Source organism: Flagellimonas cixiensis (assembly GCF_042134615.1).
Taxonomy (GTDB): domain Bacteria; phylum Bacteroidota; class Bacteroidia; order Flavobacteriales; family Flavobacteriaceae; genus Flagellimonas; species Flagellimonas cixiensis.
This window is the reverse complement of record NZ_CP169639.1, coordinates 1,009,186-1,029,561: the sequence shown is the minus strand read 5'-3', so window position 1 is coordinate 1,029,561 and position 20,376 is coordinate 1,009,186. Positions and strand designations below refer to the sequence as shown.

Genomic DNA, 20,376 nt, shown 5'->3' with positions numbered 1-20,376 from the left:
TGGCCGAGCACAGTTAGTGAATATCGAAAAAAACGGGAATAAAAACAAGAGCCTTCGTTCAGAGGTGATTGGATGAAGCTGTAAGGTTAAAATTCTATTTATTAAACCAATACGTGAACTTAAGCGTCAAGGACCATAAATTCCCTTCTAAAGGAGATAACTGCTCATTGTTGTTAAACACCAAAAACAAATCAGACGCCGGTGCATAACGCCATTGTAATCGAGAGTTGATGCCAAAATTATTATTCTGTTCGTTGTATTGAAACAAAGTGTTCCAGAATAATTTATTGGAAAAGGTGATGTCCGCCTCAGTGCCCACCAACCAAAAATCGGTGGTGTACCAAGGACCTGGTAAATCCAAATTATTATAACTTAATGTAGCTCCCAAACGTGCGTAGGGTTGAAAACGATACCCCAATTGCGCATTTAAATTGGTGCGATATCCACTAGAAAAATAACGCCCAAGTCTACTTGTAAATTCATAAGTGAACAGACTTTTAGGTCGGGAACGGTATTGCAGATACACGCCATTCCAATGGTGTTGGGTGCCTGCCTCCAATTCCTCCTGACCGGTATTCGTGGGGTCAAAAGGAGCCAAAAGCTGTACATATTCGTTAAAAACATCGAGACTCACAGAGCTTCTGTCCAAAAAATTCACTTCATAACCTAAAATGGTAACATAATCGGTGGAGTTCATACTCGGGTCAAAAAAGTAAAACCCAGTATATTTTGGTCCATGGCTCACTATTTTTTCACTTGCTGGCAAAAATTGGTAGCCCAACGAACCACTAAATTTGATGTAATTATTTCGTGGAACAAAGCCCACTTCAGATACAAAATCGTCAGATATATATTCTTCTTGAATTCTCCAATTCCATTTACGGCTATTGTAAGCTAAATGGGCTCCTTGTGCAATTCCGTTATAGGACGAGTCTGGCCCAAAGGACTTCAACATAAAAACTTTACCGTTGTATTTGTTGTCGGCAGAGGCAAGGTTGTATTCAAGCCCTAAATTTCGGTTGAATTTTGTGTATTCAGTCTGTAAACTATCCGAAAGCGCATTGTAGTTCAACGACTCCTTGTTCACGAACATAAACCCAATGTTGGAACGGGAAAACACTTTTTGTTGCAACGAAAGCACTGCAAAGTTTTGACTTGGCAATCCATTTTCGTCCATTTTGTCCGTTTGCATGTCCATCAACCCCAAACGGAGGTTGCGGTTGAGGTTTCCGCTCACACGTGCTCCGGCAATAATGGGAACACCCAAACCAATGCGTCTGGAAAAGAAAGGTCGCACCGTTTCGTAACCAAAACTAGCAAAGAGGTCGGCATTTTCAAGGAAAAACTGTCTACGCTCAGGGAAAAAGAGCTCAAAACGCGTTAAGTTGGCCACTTGTCGGTCAGCCTCCACCTGCGAAAAATCTGGATTTAGGGTTAAATCCAAATTCAAGGAAGAAGAAAGACCGAGCTTTATGTCACCGCCTACCTTTACTTCGTTGTCATATTCCAAATCTTCGATGGTTGAATTGCCCACAGTTCCCAAAACATACGGGATAATGGAATAATTCAAACCTTGGTTAGGGGGTGGGTTGTCCCAAATCAGATTTCCTGTGTACGCTAAAGATGCGGTCGGAAACTGCCTCGGTATTGGCGTCCAGCTCGATTTTTCATTAGTGCTCAAATCCAGTCGGGAGAAGTTGATGCCCCATTCTTTCACGCCTTTTTCATAGCGGATGGATTTAAATGGAATGGCCATTTCTACCACCCATTTATCTTCAAGAACCTGCACTTCCGAAACCCATTTACTGTCCCAATTCAGGTCAATGCTACCACCGTTGGACATGGTGCCGTCCCACTGTGCGCCATAGGCGTTGGCCCCAAAACTAAATCCTGTGGTAAGGTTGTTGAAGGGGTCCATGAACAATAAAAAGTTGTCGTTTCCTCCGAAAGAAAAATCCCTTCGAAGCGATTCTACCACATAGGTGTTCCCTGGTGTTTTAAAAAAAGTGGCCAAAAGGTAGATGTGTTTATCATCATAGGCCATTTTAATTTCCGAGGGTTGGGTGGCTTTTCGGTCGTCCATGGGGAGAACCATATAAAAATCTTGGGCCGGTTCGGCAGTTTTCCATGTTTCTTCGTCTCCCTTACCATCTATGGTAAAGGTTTCGGTGGTTTTGTTGATGTGAATGTTGAAATCCGCATTTTTCTTTTGGGCAAAAAGACTTTGGACACCAAAGAAAAGAACAACAAAAAGGTGGGGGGCTATGCGTTTGTTCGTCATTGTTAGTTTGTGCGGCAAAAATAAGGATTTCCTTTATTTTTTAACAATGAAATAGATTATTAGCTACTATTTTAATGATTGGATAATTAAGGTGCGATTTGAAGCGGCGTTTTTGAGGTTTTGAAAAATGATTTCAAATTGAAAGTCCAACTTATTTTACTACTCCTCCAAATTACTAAACTCCACAAATTCGTATTGGGGCGAGGCTTCCAACAATTGTCGCAGAATTGCAGCATGACCGTTGCCAAAAATTACCAAAATTCGCTCTTCAGGGCTTTCGGTGATCTGTACCAATTTTGAAAATATTCGGGCATTGCGATTGTACCACCAAATGGATAAATAATCCGCGCCTTGTAATCCGCCAGTGGCAAAACTTCCCGTAAGATATAGGCCAAAATTGGCGTTGTGCGCCTCACGGGTATTCATGTATTTGAAGTAGTCCAATAAATGTATTGGCTTCATCATTTTATCGGTATGTTCAAAATAGGCCTCGGCATATGTCCAATACGGGTCTTCCATTTCCCAGTTTACATCTCCGACCAAGGATTTTAAGAAAACGGAATCTTTTTTATAAAGATCATCGCTCAAAGACCAAGTGTCAATGCCGTAAACAGAATCCAATCCCATATCCATAGCGATTCGCATGCCCAATTGGTAGCGCTCGTCTCGGTTGTCTCGATGCTCCCCATTTTTATACGCCTCATACTTTTTCATGGTGTTCCAGTTTGCGCGGGCCTCAATCGCAATTTTAGTGGGCTTAAATTTTTTGATGTAGGTCACCAAATCTTCCAATTCCGACTTTTTGGGTTCTTTGAGGACATCAATTTTGTTCTCATCGGCTGATTTTAACTGGTCCAACCCAGGGAAATCAAAATGAAAAGACCCCACCACCAACACTTTGGTTTTTTGTTTGGGATAAAATTCGGATGGCGGTTGTAATTGAGTTTGTCCAAAAGCAAAGGAGGAAGCAAATACAAGAAAGAAAATAATTCGGTACATGGTTGTGGTTTTCTTGTAAGGAGAATGAAGTGCTTGGATTGTTACAGTTTGAGAAATTTAGAATAAAATTCTATATCAACTTAGTGGAAATTGTCAAAATTGAAAACTTTTAATATTAATTTTTAAAAGTTAAACAATTCAGTTTGAATTGGTATTTATTCTATTGATTTCTCCCCATTCTTCCATTTTTAGACCTAGACTGTCAATTTTTATATCGCTATAAAAACCCATTTTATTCCCTAAAATATATGCTTCGGAATAAAGACTTTTAAAATTGCCTTGGAAATCAGTCGTTGTTATAATTAGTTCATTGTCTTTCAAATTCCATTCGGAAATAACTAAAAAAGATTCATTAGTGTCCTTTTGGATGAAATTCTGAATTTCTTCGCCAGTAAAATGGGCATTAAAATTTATAGTTTTAGAGTCTGTTTTAATTTTATTAAGTCCCTCCTTTATAATATTCAATTGATTATTTTGAAGTTGAACCCTACCTTTTCTATGTAATTTTGTTATTCCAAATTCCTGTCTCAGTAAAAGTTTATATGATTCATGAAAGGTGATTTTTTTGCTTTTGCAGGATATACCTATAGTCAGGTTACATAAAATGACGAATAAATGAAGTATTAATTTTAAGTTTTTGTTGTACATGAATACATATCATTTTTAATATCCTTTCTCTAGATTTAGAGAACCTGTATTCAAGTTATTTTAAAGAAATTGAAGAATTTTGGTTAATTGATGAATACCCTTTTTGAATTGACGAACACTACAATTTCACCATATCTTCAAACAACGTCCACTCGTTGGGATCCAAAACAATCGATTCGGGTTGGCCCTCAAACTCTACCTCCAAGCTTTCTTTTTTGTTTGGGATAAAATTCGGATGGCGGTTGTAATTGGGTTTGTCCAAAAGCAAAGGAGGAAGCAAATACAAAAAAGAAAACAATACGGTACATGGTTATGGTTTTCTTGTAAGGAGAATGAAGTGCTTAGATTGTTACAGTTAGATGAAAAGTGATGGGTTTTTTGTGAACACTTACCAGAGAAGCTATGATTTCTAAAAGATTTGCTGATCCCATAATGTGTGGTTAAAATAACTCTATTTAACTAAGATTGGAACGAAATCACTTTATTGGTAATTAAGCATTCTTTAAACTATTTTGAACGATCTTTTAGTAGTAATTTTTTTACAATTAATTATATTGTTCGGTTTAATTACCAATCAGATTTATGAAACCCAAAGCAATAATTTTTTGTATTTGTCTAATACATGTCTCAATAGTTAGTTCTCAGCAGTTTGTTAAACATACAATTAATAATTCCCTTAAAAATGTCAGGGGTTCTAGGGTCGCCGATCTAGATAATGATGGTGATTTGGATATAGTTACACTTCGCAAGGGGGCAATTCCAGGGCCTGGTATTTCAGTTTGGTTTAATGATGGCGATGGTGATTTTAGCACATATGTGCCAGTACACGAGAGCAAAGAAGAATTTTTAAACGGGCATGCGGATGATATAAATGTTTTGGATGTTAATAATGATGGTTTTCTTGATATTGTCGCTGCAATACAATTTGATAAGGCAACAACGGGAGGTTTTGAATACGAGACCCACGATTTAGCATGGTGGCCAAACAATCAAAATCAAGGGTTTAGTGACCCAATTGTCATTGAAGAAAATGTTGCATTAAGATCGGCATCAATAATACTGATGGATGTTGATAATAATGGTTTCGATGATATCTTAAGCTATAGTTTTGATTTTACAGGTACTGTTGAAGATGCCATATGGTATTGGCCTAATACTGGATTTGGTACATTTTCCGATAAAGAGTTATTGCTTGAAGGGGTATATAGGTATTTTAAAAAAGCTAAAATAAATGATGACGATTTGGATGATTTGGTCTTAATTGAATTTTTGACTGATATCAAATTGGGTGTAAATAATGGTGCGGCAAATTTTCAGATTGAAGATATCTCCAATATCACTAGTGATAATTTTCATAGGATAGGTCTTGGTTATATTGATGATGATCAATTTTTGGATCTCACCACTGCTGTTTTGGACTCTAAAACCGATTTTCTTCATTGGTTCAAAGGCATGGGTGATTTAGAGTTTACGAATGAACAAAACATACCCTACGAATTAGATAGCAACACTGCTATTGATATTAAAATAGAAGATTTGGATAATGATGGTGATTCTGATATTGTCGTTGCCACATATTCAAGCAGCTTACCTTCATTACACGTTTGGGAAAATTTGGGAGGCGGTAATTTTGGCAATAGAAGAACTTTAAATGATGTAGAAACCGTTGGATATAGTGTTCAAGTTGCGGATTTGGACAACGATGGGGACAAGGATATATTTCAAACAACATCGGTGGGAGTCTTTTGGTTTGAAAATATGCTAATTGGTGCACCAGACAGTGATGGCGACGGTGTTTGGAACGATTTTGATTTATGTCCTGATACTCCGATGGGAGCATCGGTTGATGAAAATGGTTGTTCCCCAGTTCAGTTGGTAGATATAGGGGCAGAGGATATCTTGATCAAAGTTACAGGTTTGAGTTGTACAGATTCAGATGATGGTTTTATAACAATCGATTTTGTGAAAGACTATCCCTATACCATTGAAATTATTGGAGACGATAATTTTTTTAGATCCTATACAAGCATCTCCAATGTTGAGACTTTTGTTGAGAGTGAGTTGAAACCTGGGACTTATCAAATATGTGTTGGAATTTCGGATATTCCTGAATATTCCTCCAGATGCTTTTCGGTGAATATTAATAATGTGGAATCAATTTCGAGTACAGGGAAAGTTATAATAGACGATAACAGTCAAAAAGCTTCAATTACAGTACAAGGCGCTACTATGTATTTCGTAAAAGTTAATGGAGTTGAATATAGTTTTAAGACGGAATCAAATATGGCCCAATCAATACAAATCCCTTTGAGCAAAGGAATTAACAACGTCTTAATTTCAACCGATAAAGGTTGTCAAGGAGTCGTCAACAAAACAATATTGTTGGATAAAATAGTTTTATTGAAAGATCAAGATGGAAGTTATAGTTTAAGTGGACTGGATATTGAACAAACCCCAATCTTTGAGATATATTCCTTAAGTGGAAAATTGGTTCAACAAAAAAAGATTCCGGGGGATACATCAGTATTTAATTTTGATTTAAATGGTCTTTCTAGTGGTTACTATGTTTTGAACCTTAGTTATTCAAATAGGATTTTGTCGTTCAAATTATATAATTAATGTATTAATGGTAAGGAAAAACTAAATAACTTAAAGTTATATTTTCCCCATATCCTCAAACAACGTCCACTCGTTGGGATCCAAAACAACCGATTCGGGTTGGCCTTCAAATTCAAGTTCTAAACTTTCCTTTTTGTTTTTAATGTCTAAGGTATTGATGGTCAATTTGCCATCTTTAACCAACCCTATTTCCACAGGAAATTGGAACACATGATGGTCTTGTTGTTGCTCCAAGTTGATTTTTACCTTGCCATTGGCATAATCCCATTCCCATTTGAGCTGCGGATGTCCTTTTACATACAACCATTGCTTAAAAAAGGAGTCCAAATCTTGGCCAGAAGCCTCTTCCATGGATTTTTGGAAATCCTCACTCAGCACATTGCCGTTTTGGTAGGTGGCGTAGTAGTGACGAATACCCTCCCAAAAAACGCCGTCGCCCAATTTATGACGTAGCATGTTCAACACCCAACCTCCTTTTTGGTAGGAGTTGGTGCTTAACACTTTCATCGGGTCTTTTATGGATAGGTCTACAATGGGCGCAGGATTTTTTCGGTAATAATCAAAAATTTGTTGCTTATCGATGGCCAAATCTTCTTTTCTGCGTTCATCACCATACACACTTTCGAGGTACAAAATGCTGAAATAGGTCGCGAATCCCTCGCTCACCCAAACATGGTTCCAACTTTTCTCCGTTGCGGAATTCCCAAACCATTGATGCGCAATTTCGTGTGCAATCAAGGGCTCTACGGTTTTGTTGCCCGTTACCGAATTTTCAAAATAGGCGATGGTACCCGCATTTTCCAAACCACCCCATTGGGTTTTGGCCTGCATATTGGCCAATTTTGCATAAGAATAGGGCCCAATATGGTCGATGAAATATTCAAGCACATTGCCAGCCACTTCATAATCACCAAAACCTTCCAATCTATTTTGCGGGTACACCCAGGCCGAAACTTCGATACCATCCACATCATCCACAACACGACTTGCAAATTCCGTGACCCCAATGGTCACCACCTTTATGGCAACGGGAGCAGGTTCTTTGTAAATGGTGAGTTTGTATCCGTTTTCCAGATTGCTTTCCTCTACTTTTTTACCTGTGGCCACCACATCATACTTTTCGGGAGCTGTGATATGAAATTCCAAACTGGCCTTATCGTACGGATGATCCACGGAGGGCAACCAATGTCTGCCTAAATTGGGCCAGTTGTCGCCAAAAAACGAGCGTTTTCCAAATTTGGTGGTGTCGATGACCAATCCTCTTTCCGGAATCCCTTGATATGAGATGGTATAGGTTTGTAATGCATCTAAAGTTGACTTTGGAACAATCTTGATTTTGTTGTCGGCATAAGAATAGTTGGCTTTGGAACCACCATCCAACACTTCGGTAACTTCCATGCCGAATACACCCGATTTTTGAATTAAATCCAAAGCAAAAGGAACCGCTTTGTCTTTAAAAAGTACGGTTACCTGTGCTTCTCCTTTAATTTGGTTGTTAGCATCGTTCAGATCTAGTGCAAAAACATAGTGTTGCACATCTACGGCTTCATTTTTTTGATAAACGTCTTGGGCATTTCCAGTGAGGCAAGCAAAAATAAAAGTGAATACAAAGGTTACAGTTCGAAGTTGCATAAATAAACCATTATAGTTGATGGCTCAAGATACAATTTTGGGAAAGAGCTTGTATGACTTTTTGCAGGAACCCAAAAATTAAAAAAGGGAGTTTTTGAAATGGCAATTATAGCCATGTTAGCTACAGTAATCCTCTATAAATATTAATCATCAGTCTAATTGTTGTAAACTCCTCAAGAGAATCACCCATTCCATCATACCAAACCTTTTCTTGTTTTCTGTTTGTTTCAGCTTGTAATATTCTAAGAGCATTTCTTTTATCTTTTCGTTTGATAAACGCCCAAAAAGCATAAACCCGAATATTTGGTGATTTATGATTACTCATTATAAACAAATCTTTTAATGTAGATTTCTCAACAATTTCTAGAAAAGTTTTATGAGTACTGTTATCCACAAAGGTTGTATCTGCATAAGATTTATTATCTGTCCATTTACCAACCACTCTATAACTGGTAGCCTTTACCTTTTCATACTTACCATTTTCATAATATCTATGATCCCAATATCGAAATGCTGACATTTGGTCAAGTTTCTCAATTAACAACTTAATTTTTTCTTGAGAGTATTCTTGGGCACTGCATACAGATGGTAGAATTATTAGTAATATAATTAGATAATTTTTTGTCATTATTGTAGCTAACTTCAAAGAATATGAATCGTTTTTAAAGATTTTATCGTCCGATACTTGCCTAACGGAAGACAGAATTGAAACTAATGTTTACTACAATTAAAATCGCACCCCAATTGACGGATAGGTCATTTGAATTGACGAATCAGAAAAAAAGATTCACACGAAAGCGGGAATGACAAAATTGTATGGTATGAAAATAAATGATGAATTTTAGTCAAAAACAGCATCCATTTTCTCTTTTATCTGCTCCAAACACAAATTGCCTAAACTGCCTTCGTGGCTGTGTTCAATATCGCGTTTGGGTTTAAAGTTGCCATTTTCTATGGCCTTGCCCATGGTTTTGTAGGCATCACGGAACGGCATGCCGCTTTTTACCAATTCGTTTAAGGTATCCACACTAAACAGGTAGTCGTATTTTGGGTCCTCCAAAATGGTTTTATTCACCCTTATTTCCTTTAAACTAAAGGTCATCATCTCCAAACAGGCTTGCATATCCTGCAAGGCAGGAACAATCACTTCTTTCACCAATTGCAGGTCTCGGTGGTAACCACTCGGCAAATTATTGGTGATCAAGATCAGTTGGTTGGGCACCGCCTGAATCTTGTTGCATTTTGCTCGGATCAATTCAAAAACATCTGGGTTTTTCTTGTGTGGCATAATGCTGCTTCCCGTGGTAAGCTCGTTCGGGAACGAAATAAAATCAAAATTTTGGCTCATGTACAGGCAAATGTCCATCGCCATTTTGGATAGGGTGGCAGCCACGCTCGAAATTCCGAATGCTGTTGCTTTTTCTGCTTTTCCACGGCCCATTTGTGCGGCCACCACATTGTATTTTAGGGTGTCGAAGCCCATTTCTTGGGTAGTAAAACTTCTATCGATAGGGAAAGAACTTCCGTAACCTGCGGCACTTCCCAATGGATTTTGGTCGGCCACTTTATGGGCAGCCTGTACAAAGTACAGATCATCAATCAAGCTTTCGGCATAGGCAGAAAACCAAAGTCCGAACGAGGAGGGCATGGCAATTTGTAGGTGGGTGTAGCCAGGCAGCAGAACACTTTTGTGTTTCTCAGCGAGCTTCATCAGCAAATCAAAAAGTTCTTTGACCTGACTTTTAATCTCAATGAGCTCATCTTTTAGGTACAATTGCATGGCCACCAAAACTTGATCGTTTCTGGAACGAGCCGAATGGATTTTTTTACCGGTATCGCCCAGTTTCTCCGTCAACATAAATTCGATTTTGGAATGCATATCCTCAAAATCGTTGTCAATGGTGAACTTTCCTTTTTCGATGTCCTTGGCAATTTCATCCAATCCTTTGATCAAATCTTTAGTTTCATCTTCGGAAAGAAGTCCAACCTTGCCCAGCATTTTTGCATGCGCTTTGGAAGCGATCACATCGTATTTAGCAAGCACCAAATCGAGTTCGCGGTCGTTGCCCACGGTAAAATGGTCTATTTTTTTATCGGTACTGAATCCTTTGTCCCAGAGTTTCATAATTTCAGTTTTGTCATTCCCGTGAAAACGGGAATCTAATAATTTCGATATCTATTGCCCTTCGACTTCGCTCAGGGCCCAATTTTCAATTTTGGTGTAAAAATCCCGTTAGGATTTTAATGTAAAGGTCTATGCCCTCCACAATTTCGTCTACATAAATAAATTCGTTGGCCGAGTGGGAGCGTGTGCTATCCCCAGGGCCCAATTTTACCGATTGACAGCTCAATGCCGCTTGGTCGGATAAGGTGGGTGAACCATAGGTGCCTCGGCCCAACGCCACTCCACTTTTCACCAAATCGTGATTTGGGTCAATGTTGGAGGAATTTAAACGTAGTGAACGCGGTGTCATTTTGCAGGGGGCCTCTTTTTGAAGCAAATCTGCAATTTCTTGGTTGGTATAGCAATCGTTCACGCGAACATCCACCACCATGTCCACCTGTGATGGCACTACATTATGCTGTTTTCCTGCATTGATTTGGGTCACGGTCAATTTTACCTCGCCCAAAGCTTCGGAAACTTTTTCAAACGAATAATCCTTGAACCATTGGAGCACTTCAATAGTGTTATAAATGGAATTATCATCGTTTGGGTGCGCTGCGTGAGATGGGGTTCCTTCCACTACGGCATCAAACACCACCAATCCTTTTTCGGCAATGGCCAAATCCATCAAAGTGGGTTCACCTACAATGGCTACATCAATCTTTGGTAGAATAGGAAGTAGGGCTCGAATGCTTTTCTCGCCCGCATCTTCTTCTTCCGCCGTGGCGGCCATAATTATATTATGACTCAACCCTTCTTTGTCATAAAAATGAACAAAGGTGGCCAAAAGGGAAACTAAACAACCTCCTGCGTCATTACTTCCCAAACCGTACAGTTTTCCGTCTTCAACATGAGGATCGAACGGGTCTTTGGTGTAAGCATTGTTCGGTTTTACCGTATCGTGGTGCGAGTTGAGCAAAAGGGTAGGTTTACTTTCATCAAAATGCTTGTTGAAAGCATAGATGTTGTGGTATTGCCTTTGGGTCTCAATCCCAAAACTTTGAAGAAAAGCGGCAATGGCATCCCCAGTTCTGTCCTCTTCACCCGAAAATGAGGGAATGGAAATAAGTTCCTTTAATAAAGCAATGGCTTTTTCTGTAAGTATTTCTTGAGTTATTTTCATAAAGTTAAAGTCGTAAAATCGGGGTTGTTGGCTTCGAGCATACTACTGTCTCCCACACAAACCTTGGCCACATGGTTGCGCAGCGCATAAAAGCAATTGTGCATCTTTGGTAGCATTCCGTCGGCAATAATGCCGTAGGCCAAAAGTTCATCATATCCCTTGGAGTCGATATGTCGAATCACCGAATTTTCATCATTTACATCTTGAAGTACCCCTTTCTTTTCAAAACAATAATAAAGTGTGGTTTCAAACTGGTCGGACATGGCAATGGCGATTTCCGCTGCAATGGTATCGGCATTAGTGTTCAGCATTTGGCCTTTTCCATCGTGCGTTAAAGCACAAAAAATGGGGGTAAATCCAGCTTGAAGCAATTTAAAAATCGCATAGGTGTTTACCATATCTACATCGCCCACCAATCCAAAATCCACATTTTTCTTTGGTCGTTTATGCGCTCGAATGGCGTCTCCATCGGCACCGCTCATCCCTATGGCATCGGTGCCCAAAGCTTGCAGTTTGGCCACTATTTTTTTGCTCACCAAGCCTCCGTACACCATAAGGGCAATATCCAAGGTGTCGGCATCCGTAATTCGTCTGCCGTTTACCATTTTAGATTCGATACCTAGTTTATTCCCTAGTTCGGTCGCTTTTTTTCCGCCACCATGTACCAAGATTTTATTTCCCTCCATTTTGGAAAACAGACCGAGTACATGCTCAAATCCTTCGGCATCCTCAATAACGTTGCCGCCTATTTTAACTATGGATAATTTTTGTTTCATACTATGTATTTATAATCCCACCATCTATGGTTACCGTGGTTCCCGTAATCCATGAACTGTCATCGGAAACTAGAAAAAGTGCTAGTTTGGCCACATCTTCAGGTGTGCCCAATCTATTTAACAGTGTTGCATTTTTTGCGTCTTCTACCGCTTTATCTGGATTTTTGAATGCCTTGGCGGATTCCCATAACAAAGGGGTGTCCACTGGACCAGGACATAGGGCATTTACCCTAATTTTCGGTGCATATTCCACTGCTATCTGCTTCATTAAAGCCACAGATGCCGCTTTTGAGGCACAGTAGGCTGGATGATTGGGGAAACTTTTAAAGGCTGCAATGGATACATTTATCAAAATGTTTCCTTGAGGCTCTTTTAATAAGTGGGGAAGCGCATATTTGCAAAGATAAAATATGGAACTGAGATTGGTATTCATGGTGTTTTGCCAAGATTCAATGTCCAGTTCCTCCACATTTCCCAAACCAAGAATCCCAGCATTCAATGAAAGGATATCCAGTTTGCCATATTCCTCGATAGCGGTATCGACCAATTTTTTGTTATAGGATGGGTCTGTGATATCTCCAGAAAGGAAAATGGCATTACCCAAACTTTCCTCCAAAGCCTTTCCTCTTTCTTGGTTGCGACCAGAAAGTACAAGCTGGGCACCTTCAGCAGCAAAGGATTGAGCAATTGCTTTTCCCATTCCACTGGTCGCCCCAGTAACAATGCAGACCTTACCTTTTAATTTCATTTTAAGTTTTCCAATATTTTTTTCAATACAAGCTGAGCTGAAAAAATCCTGTTTTTGGACTGTTCCACCACCAAGGATTGATTGCCATCCAATACCGCATCTTCCACAACCATATTTCGTCGAACAGGTAGGCAATGCATGAATTTTGCCTTGCCTAATTTCTTTTCGGTCATGGTCCAGTTAGTGTCTTTGTTCAACACTTGTCCATAATCACTATAACTGCTCCAGTTTTTCACATACACAAAGTCTGCATCTTTCAAAGCCTTTTCTTGATCATACTCAATTTGACAACCTTTGGTAATTTTTGGATTCAGTTCGTAGCCTTCCGGATGGGTAATCACAAAATCTGCATCCTGCAATTTCATCATCTCCACAAAAGAATTGGCCACGGCATGCGGCAAAGCTTTGGGATGTGGTGCCCACGACAAAACTACTTTTGGTTTCCTGTCCAATTTATTTTCTTCCATGGTGATGGCATCCGCTAATGCTTGCAAAGGATGCCCCACGGAACTTTCCATATTCACCACAGGGATGGATGCGTATTTGGCAAATCCGTTGATGACCTCTTCCGATTCGTCTTTTGCTTTGTCTTGAAGCCCTGCAAATGCCCTAATGGCCACAATGTCGCAATACTGTGAAACCACTTGGGCAGCTTCTTTAATGTGTTCTGATGTACCTTGGTCCATTACCGTGCCATCGCCATATTCCAAAGCCCAGCCTTCGTTGCCAAAATTCATCACCATGACTTCCATACCCAAATACATGGCTGCTTTTTGCGTACTCAACCGGGTTCTTAGACTGTTATTAAAAAACAACAGGCATATGGTTTTATGCTTGCCCAAATCTTCAAATTGATAAGGGTCTTTTTTTAGTTTAATTGCTTCGTCTACCCATTGGGGGAGCGATTCTATATCGTTTACGGATAAATAATTCTTCATTACAATGCTTTTTTAAGACCTTCAAAAAATAGGTCGATGTCGGCTTTGGTGATGTTCAGTGCAGGTAGAAATCGCAACAGTTTCTTGTTCTTGGCACTACCTGTGAACATGTGCTGTTCCACAATCATTTTTTTGCGGAGTTCAGCTACTTCAAAATCAAATTCGAGACCTATCATAAGTCCACGGCCCTTCACTTTTTTGATTTCAGGAATCTCAGCAGCTTTTTCTTTGAAAAAGGTGCCAAGTTCTGCAGCGTTTTCAATCAAGTTTTCGTTTTCCAAAACTTCCAAAACGGCCAAACTTGCGGCACAGGCCAAGTGATTTCCACCAAAAGTGGTTCCCAAAAGTCCGTATGAGGGTTTAAATTTTTCATGGATTAGCACGCCACCAACAGGAAATCCATTACCCATTCCTTTAGCAATCGAAATGATGTCGGGCTGTACGCTTCGACTACGCTCAGTGCCCGTATGATGCTGAAATCCAAAGAATTTTCCACTGCGACCATATCCAGATTGCACTTCATCGGCAATCAAGACCACATTGTTTTCCTTACACTTTTCGGCGATAAACTGATAAAACTCCGTAGTGGGTTCATCCAGACCACCAACTCCTTGAATGACTTCCAAAATCACAGCGCAATAATCATCCGAAGTGATGGCTTTTTCGAACCCATCAAAATCGTTCAAGGCTAAGAAAGTAACTTCTTGCTGCTTGTTGATGGGCGCATTGATGCTTGGGTTGTCGGTAGCGGCAACTGCCGCTGAGGTTCTTCCGTGAAATCCGTTGTTGAAGGCTATCACTTTGGATTTTCCCGTGTGGAAAGAGGCCATTTTTAGCGCATTTTCGTTGGCTTCCGCTCCTGAATTGCACATAAAAAGATCGTATTCCTCACAGCCCGATAAAGTGCCAAGTTTTTCAGCCAAGGCTTCTTGCAAAGGGTTTTGAACCGAGTTGCTATAAAACGCCATTTGGTCCAATTGGTCCTTGATTCGTTTTACGTAATGTGGATGAGTATGGCCAATGGAAATTACCGCGTGGCCTCCGTAAAAATCCATATATTTTTCTCCTTTGTCGTCCCAAACTTCAATGCCTTTGGCAGAAACAGGGGTTACATCGTAGAGGGGGTAAACATCAAATAATTTCATTGTTATGCTTTTCTGATGTGGCTAATTTTTTCATAGGAAGAAACAATTCCCTTGATCAAAGAAGAGCTCAATCCTTGGTGTTCCATTTCGTTCAAGCCTTCAATGGTACATCCTTTTGGGGTGGTTACCCTGTCAATTTCTTCTTCAGGGTGACTTCCTGACTCAATTAAAAGACTGGCGGCACCGTTGCAAGTGTGCATCGCCAATTCTTGGGCTTCCTTTGCATCAAATCCCAATTGAATGGCACCTTGTGTGGTTGCCCTGATCAATCGCATCCAAAAAGCAATGCCACTGGCACAGATTACGGTTGCGGCCTGCATTTGTTCCTCTGGAATTTCCAAGGTGTGGCCCATACGGTTGAAAATGGCCTTGGCCAAATCAATGCGTTTTTTGCCCAATTCGTTAGAGCAAATACAAGTCATTGACTTCCCTACGGAAATTGCCGTGTTGGGCATACTACGGATGATAAATTTGTCTGAACCGATAATCTCTTCAATTCTTGGAATACGGAAACCTGTGATGGTGCTAATAATCACGTGCTTTTCAGTCAACAAGTCTTTAGTCTGCTCTAAAATGGAACTAAAATGACCTGGTTGAACTGCGAAAATCAAGATATCCGAGTTTTTAACGGCTTCTTGGTTATCCGAAGTCACGGTTACATTACCGTATTTTTCAAATTCCTGAATGGTCTTTGTGTTTCTTTTGGTGAGGTACATGGTGGTGGCCCCATTGCTGTGTAAAATACCTTTTGCAATGGCCAATCCCAAGTTACCTGCTCCTATGATGGCTACTTTCATGGTTTTATTTTTTTGTCATTCCTGTGTAGGCAGGAATCTATTTAATGTTCCCTTCGGCTCCGCTCAGGGTACGTTTATTTAAAATACTCCTGCTTTTAACAATAGACCTTCGGTTTCAGGGAAACCGAACATCAAATTCATGTTCTGAACGGCTTGTCCAGAGGCTCCTTTTAATAAATTATCGATGGCCGATGTCACCAGCAAAAGGTCTTCGTGCATGTGCAAATGAATGTGACACTGGTTGGTGTTCACCACTTGCTTTAAATGCAGTTCCTCATCCGAAAGATGGGTAAAAACGGCATCTTTGTAAAAATCTTGGTAAAGCGCTTTGGCCTCTTCCAAGGTTCCGTCATATTTGGTATAGGCAGTTGCCAAAATACCACGGGTAAAGTTCCCACGATTTGGCATAAAAAATAGTTTGCCCACATGTTTTCCAAAGGAATTCAAGCTTTCTCCGATCTCCCCCAAATGTTGATGGGTGAATGGTTTGTACCAAGACACGTTGTTGTTTCTCCAGCTAAAGTGAGAGGTGGCGGACAAACCAACTCCCGCTCCTGTGCTGCCCGTAACCGCATTAATATGCACTTCGTTGTTCAATAATCCAGCTTTGGATAATGGCAATAAAGCCAATTGAATGGCAGTCGCAAAACATCCTGGGTTGGCAATGGCCCCTGCGGACTGAATTGCGGATTTGTTCAATTCGGGAAGCCCGTAAATAAAACGTTGCCCATTAAAATTAGCATCTGCCTGCAACCTAAAATCGTTGCTTAAATCGATGATCTTTGTGGAAGCTGAAAATTTATTTTCATTCAAGAATGAAGTTGAATTCCCATGTCCCAAACAAAGAAAAACCACATCTACATTTGGATTGATTTCCCCTGAAAACGTCAAGTCGGTTTGCCCCAATAGGTCTTGATGGGCCGATGTAATCGGTTTTCCGGCTCTAGTAGTGCTGTATACAAAGTCGATTTTGGTTTGAGGGTGATTGATCAGAATTCTGATTAATTCCCCGCCCGTATATCCAGAACCTCCTATGATTCCTGCTGTGATCATGAATCTTGGTTTACGTGGTTTGCAATTTTGCCTGGATTGGACAATATTTTGATGAAGCCTTTGGCATCGTCAGCGGTCCAACCTTTGTTCATTTCACCATAACTTCCAAAGGAAGCGTTCATCAAATCATGCTCGGAAGCAATTCCGTTTAATTCAAATCTGTATGGGTAAAGCGTGATAAATACGTCGCCCGAAACATTTTTCTGTGTATCGGTTAAAAAGGCTTCGATGTTTCGCATCACTTCATCCAAATAATTTCCTTCGTGCAACAACATGCCATAGAAGTTGCCCAATTGCTCTTTTTGGTATTGTTGCCATTTGCTCAAGGTGTGTTTTTCCAACAAATGGTGCGCTTTTATAATGATCAAAGGTGCGGCGGCTTCAAAACCAACCCTTCCTTTGATTCCGATAATGGTATCTCCCACGTGAATATCCCTTCCAATGGCATATTTGGAGGCAATGGCTGAAAGTTTTTCAATATTCGACACTGGAGTGCCCTCTTCACCGTCAATTGCAGTCAATTCCCCTTTTTTGAACGTCAATTTCAATTCTTTGGGCAATTCTTTTTCTAATTGGCTCGGGTAGGCGCTTTCTGGAAGTGAAAGATGTGAGGTCAAGGTTTCGGAACCCCCAACGGAAGTTCCCCAAAGACCACGGTTGATGGAATATTTGGCCTTTTCCCATGAATATTCGATACCGTTTTGTTGTAGGTATGCGATCTCTTCTTCCCTTGCCAATTTTTTATCTCTAATTGGGGTGATGATCTCAATTTCTGGTGCCAAAATTTGAAAAATCATATCGAAACGCACTTGGTCGTTTCCAGCTCCTGTACTTCCGTGAGCAATATACCCAGCTCCCAATTTTTTGGCATGGTTCACAATTTCAATGGCCTGAACAATTCGTTCTGCACTTACGGAAAGTGGATAGGTGTTATTCTTCAGTACGTTTCCGAAAATGAGATATTTTACCACTTTTTCATAAAAGGTGGTCACGGCATCAATGGAAGTATATGAACTGGCACCCAAAGCAATTGCCTTGGTTTCAATTTCTTTAATTTCTTCCTTGCTAAATCCACCAGTGTTCACACTTACAGCGTGTACTTCAAAGCCTTCTTCTTGAGATAGGTGCTTTGCACAATAGGAGGTGTCCAATCCGCCACTGTAGGCTAAAACTAATTTTTTCATTTTATTATACTTTATGTTTTGTTGTCAAGTCGACTGCTCCTTACGCTGTGCTCAGGATAACAGCCCGCACTGACCGTATTATTTGTCTTTCTTTTTTAGAAAAAGGGTTTCTTTAATGCTCTTCAACCGCTGAAAAGCCTTTTTGTTTATTTTTTCAGGTTCCGATTTTTTGGCATGTGGATCGTGCAACATACCCGTGCACAAACACATTTTTCTATCGGTACGTGTCAGAATATCAAAATTCTTGCAGGTTTGGCATCCTTTCCAAAATTCAGGATCATCTGTAAGTTCGGAAAATGTAACGGGTTTATAACCAAGTTCGTAGTTCATTTTCATTACGGCCAAACCGGTGGTGATACCAAAAATTTTGGCATCGGGAAATTTCTTTCTTGATAGTTCAAAAACGGCCTTTTTAATCTTTTTGGCCAAACCTTGATTTCTATAATCAGGATGCACAATCAATCCTGAATTGGCTACAAAGTCTTTGTTTCCCCAAACTTCGATATAGCAGAAACCAGCAAATTTATCACCATCCAAAGCGATGATGGCATTTCCGTTTTGAAGTCTTTTTATGATATATTCCGGGGTACGGCGTGCGATACCTGTACCGCGTACCTTGGCCGATTCAGTGATGGTGTCACTGATGATCTGTGCGTATTTAAAATGTGATTCGTTAGCAACTACAATATCCATTGCAAGCGTTTATTCTGAAAAAAAATAATAAATAATTGGAAGTTCAATGCGGAAATGGACTCACCTATTTCCATAAAAAAGTATGCACCCTTACGGGCGACGGCGGCGGGGTGTGAATGGACTGATGGGCGTAAGTACGCTCACAGGAAATAATATGTTGTTTTGTCCTTTCATTGAGGGTTAAAAGTACAAATTAATTCGAATAGTGATAGGAGTGTGGTTCAATTTTTAAAGAAATATAACTTTTTTGAACCTTTACCTATCATTTCATAAAGAAAAACGCCGAAGACCAAAATGTATTCAACGGCCAATAACCATAAATTTTCCTTGAAATCTGGATTCGAATAGGTGTAGTAACTTAAGATAACGGTGGCAGACCATACCAAGGGGAAGTTCAATTCTGTAAAAATGGCCATGCCCAATAAAAAAACAATGTACCAGGGATGCACGGTACTGGATAGAAAGTAATAGGATGCCAATAGCAATGTCATGGAAGTGATGACCGATTGTAGACTACGGTTTTTTCTAATAAAGGTAATGAGCAAAGCCAGCCCAATTACAATTTTGGCAATTAAGTTACCATAGGTGTTTATCAGCTCCCAAGGTTTGGCTTGGAAATAGGTCACCGCAATTTTCTTTACCACATTATAAATGCTGGCGTTAAACTCAAAATTGTGAAACCAAAGCGCTAGGGTGTCCGAATAATTATCGATAAAAACGGGAGAGTAAAATGGGAGGAGCAACACTAAGCATCCGATTCCTGTTAAGGTATAGAACACTGCACTTTTTTTAAGGCCCAGGTATTTCAGGAAAATGGGTAGAAATAAAAGTGGCATTAATTTCACCATGATGGAAAGGGCATAAATAGGAGTGGCCCAAAGCCATTTGTTTTTTGAAATTAAATAAGCGGCCCACACAAAAAAGAACAGCATTACACCTTCAAAATGGAGGTTGCCCGTTAGTTCGATAATCACCAAAGGGTTGATGAAATACCAAAATGCCATGTGATTGGCTTGGTTGATATTTTGCAGCAACTTTCGACCAAAATAGAGCGTACCCAAATCGGCCAATATAATGATGAGTCGCAGCACAATCATGGAGCCCAATACGCTACCGCCACCTAAAAATGCGGAAATGGCAAAAAAGAGCTGGTTTACGGTAGGGTAATTACTAAAGTGTCTTGCATTGAGGTCTGTCATTCCCTCACGAAGTTCTTTCATATTGGCAAACACAATTTTGCCTTGCTCGATGATTTGGTCAGGGGTATAGAGATATGGGTTGACACCATTTTTAATGAGTTCACCATCCCAAATAAACCGGTAAAAGTCTTGTGAAAGGTTGGGTTCGGCAAACAGAAACACCAATCGAAAAAGAATGCCGACGACCAAAAGGAACTTAAAGTTCCACTTTTCGAACTGCATTAATTTATAGTACAGATAAAAAAGTGCCCCAAAAAGCATAAAGAGCTTTACATAATCGGTACGAACCAGATGGTAGGCAAAGCTCCAATAAAACAATAAACAAGCGACAGCAAAAAGTATCGGGTATCTATGCAGTCGCCAATAAGATTGCATGG

General features: G+C 40.0%; 18 protein-coding genes. 1 reads left to right on the top strand and 17 read right to left on the bottom strand.

The features are described from left to right. Nucleotides 1–94: 94 nt before the first annotated feature. The 4 genes from ABT310_RS04565 to ABT310_RS04550 all read right to left on the bottom strand — a co-directional run bounded on the left by ABT310_RS04565 (nt 95) and on the right by ABT310_RS04550 (nt 4,226). On the bottom strand, nt 95–2,281 hold the full coding sequence (locus tag ABT310_RS04565; protein WP_375325564.1) for a DUF5916 domain-containing protein: 2,187 nt from the start codon (nt 2,279–2,281) through the stop codon (nt 95–97). Nucleotides 2,282–2,440: 159 nt separating this feature from the next. After that, entirely contained in the window at nt 2,441–3,280 is an 840-nt protein-coding gene (locus ABT310_RS04560) for a DUF5694 domain-containing protein (protein ID WP_375325563.1), read from the bottom strand. 138 nt (nt 3,281–3,418) lie between these two features. Then, nucleotides 3,419–3,928, bottom strand: coding sequence for a hypothetical protein (locus tag ABT310_RS04555; RefSeq protein WP_375325562.1), 510 nt, complete (start codon nt 3,926–3,928; stop codon nt 3,419–3,421). A gap of 118 nt (nt 3,929–4,046) precedes the next feature. Next, on the bottom strand, nt 4,047–4,226 hold the full coding sequence (locus ABT310_RS04550) for a hypothetical protein (protein ID WP_375325561.1): 180 nt from the start codon (nt 4,224–4,226) through the stop codon (nt 4,047–4,049). Nucleotides 4,227–4,510: 284 nt separating this feature from the next. Between ABT310_RS04550 and ABT310_RS04545 the strand changes: the two genes are divergently transcribed. Beyond that, the gene (locus ABT310_RS04545) at nt 4,511–6,547 is read left to right on the top strand and encodes a T9SS type A sorting domain-containing protein (RefSeq protein ID WP_375325560.1); all 2,037 of its coding nucleotides are present in this window, start codon (nt 4,511–4,513) and stop codon (nt 6,545–6,547) included. Nucleotides 6,548–6,583: 36 nt separating this feature from the next. On the opposite strand, the gene ABT310_RS04540 is transcribed toward ABT310_RS04545, so the two are convergent. The 13 genes from ABT310_RS04540 to ABT310_RS04480 all read right to left on the bottom strand — a co-directional run bounded on the left by ABT310_RS04540 (nt 6,584) and on the right by ABT310_RS04480 (nt 20,374). Beyond that, on the bottom strand, nt 6,584–8,179 hold the full coding sequence (locus ABT310_RS04540) for a M1 family aminopeptidase (protein WP_375325559.1): 1,596 nt from the start codon (nt 8,177–8,179) through the stop codon (nt 6,584–6,586). A 121-nt stretch (nt 8,180–8,300) separates the two neighbouring features. Then, nucleotides 8,301–8,825, bottom strand: coding sequence for a hypothetical protein (locus ABT310_RS04535; protein WP_375325558.1), 525 nt, complete (start codon nt 8,823–8,825; stop codon nt 8,301–8,303). Between the two features lie 195 nt (nt 8,826–9,020). Next, nucleotides 9,021–10,304: an argininosuccinate lyase gene (gene argH / locus ABT310_RS04530; protein WP_375325557.1), complete on the bottom strand. Its 1,284-nt coding sequence runs from the start codon at nt 10,302–10,304 to the stop codon at nt 9,021–9,023. A gap of 85 nt (nt 10,305–10,389) precedes the next feature. Continuing rightward, nucleotides 10,390–11,466: a M20 family metallo-hydrolase gene (locus tag ABT310_RS04525; protein ID WP_375325556.1), complete on the bottom strand. Its 1,077-nt coding sequence runs from the start codon at nt 11,464–11,466 to the stop codon at nt 10,390–10,392. Continuing rightward, the gene (argB, locus tag ABT310_RS04520; protein WP_375325555.1) at nt 11,463–12,242 is read right to left on the bottom strand and encodes an acetylglutamate kinase; all 780 of its coding nucleotides are present in this window, start codon (nt 12,240–12,242) and stop codon (nt 11,463–11,465) included. The genes ABT310_RS04525 and argB overlap by 4 nt, the downstream gene beginning before the upstream one ends. Nucleotide 12,243: 1 nt before the next feature. Then, the gene (locus ABT310_RS04515) at nt 12,244–12,990 is read right to left on the bottom strand and encodes an SDR family NAD(P)-dependent oxidoreductase (RefSeq protein WP_375325554.1); all 747 of its coding nucleotides are present in this window, start codon (nt 12,988–12,990) and stop codon (nt 12,244–12,246) included. Then, complete coding sequence (locus ABT310_RS04510) at nt 12,987–13,928, bottom strand: acetylornithine carbamoyltransferase (protein ID WP_375325553.1); 942 nt, start codon at nt 13,926–13,928, stop codon at nt 12,987–12,989. The genes ABT310_RS04515 and ABT310_RS04510 overlap by 4 nt, the downstream gene beginning before the upstream one ends. Continuing rightward, the gene (locus tag ABT310_RS04505) at nt 13,928–15,073 is read right to left on the bottom strand and encodes an aspartate aminotransferase family protein (protein WP_375325552.1); all 1,146 of its coding nucleotides are present in this window, start codon (nt 15,071–15,073) and stop codon (nt 13,928–13,930) included. The genes ABT310_RS04510 and ABT310_RS04505 overlap by 1 nt, the downstream gene beginning before the upstream one ends. Nucleotides 15,074–15,075: 2 nt before the next feature. Further along, a complete protein-coding gene (proC, locus tag ABT310_RS04500; protein ID WP_375325551.1) occupies nt 15,076–15,870 on the bottom strand; it encodes a pyrroline-5-carboxylate reductase in 795 nt (264 codons plus the stop codon). A gap of 78 nt (nt 15,871–15,948) precedes the next feature. After that, the gene (gene argC, locus ABT310_RS04495; RefSeq protein ID WP_375325550.1) at nt 15,949–16,923 is read right to left on the bottom strand and encodes an N-acetyl-gamma-glutamyl-phosphate reductase; all 975 of its coding nucleotides are present in this window, start codon (nt 16,921–16,923) and stop codon (nt 15,949–15,951) included. Continuing rightward, a complete protein-coding gene (locus tag ABT310_RS04490) occupies nt 16,920–18,107 on the bottom strand; it encodes an argininosuccinate synthase (protein ID WP_375325549.1) in 1,188 nt (395 codons plus the stop codon). The genes argC and ABT310_RS04490 overlap by 4 nt, the downstream gene beginning before the upstream one ends. A 78-nt stretch (nt 18,108–18,185) precedes the next feature. Continuing rightward, nucleotides 18,186–18,800 (bottom strand): GNAT family N-acetyltransferase, encoded by a 615-nt coding sequence (locus tag ABT310_RS04485; protein WP_375325548.1) that lies wholly within the window; start codon nt 18,798–18,800, stop codon nt 18,186–18,188. A 221-nt stretch (nt 18,801–19,021) separates the two neighbouring features. Then, a complete protein-coding gene (locus ABT310_RS04480) occupies nt 19,022–20,374 on the bottom strand; it encodes a mannosyltransferase (RefSeq protein WP_375325547.1) in 1,353 nt (450 codons plus the stop codon). Between the last annotated feature and the right edge of the window lie 2 nt (nt 20,375–20,376).